This window comes from Mesorhizobium sp. M1A.F.Ca.ET.072.01.1.1 (genome assembly GCF_004023325.1).
Classification (GTDB): Bacteria; Pseudomonadota; Alphaproteobacteria; order Rhizobiales; family Rhizobiaceae; genus Mesorhizobium.
In genome coordinates this window covers 1-453 of record NZ_RZSF01000734.1, presented here as the reverse complement: position 1 = coordinate 453, position 453 = coordinate 1, and the positions used below count along the sequence as shown (strand labels likewise).

1 protein-coding gene is annotated in these 453 nt (G+C 51.7%); it reads right to left on the bottom strand.

Annotation, left to right across the window (positions count from 1 at the left end; all coding sequences use genetic code 11):
* On the bottom strand, positions 1–336 hold a 336-nt coding region (locus tag EOA32_RS37780), incomplete at its 3' end, for an extracellular solute-binding protein (RefSeq protein WP_128374345.1).
* Between the last annotated feature and the right edge of the window lie 117 nt (positions 337–453).

Below are 453 nucleotides of genomic sequence, written 5' to 3'. Positions count from 1 at the left end.
CTTCATGTCTATGTAATTATCGAGCGGCTCCAGGATATCGCCAGATGCGTATCGCCCGAACTCCTCGCTCCCTAAGTATACCACGTCGTAACTATCTGAACGCGTTAGGAGCTCGACCGACACTTTTTGAACGGTCGGCGCATAACCGAAGAGATCAAACTGCACTTCAGCGCCAGTCTTCTCTGTGAATTCGTGCGCGAATTTTTTGAGCTCCAAATCGTATGCCGAGTTTGTCGATAGGACCTTTATTTTCGCGCCGTCATAGCGCTGTTGAGCCGTCGCTCCCCCGCCGACGGCAACACCGAACGCAACGGCAAGAATTCCAAGATACCTCATTGATTTTCTCCTTGAGCTAGTGTTTTACCCTTTCACGGAACCGGTCGTTGTTGGGCCGGCGACGTATTTCTTTACGAACGGCACGAAAACCACGATCGGGACCAGCATAAGCACGCA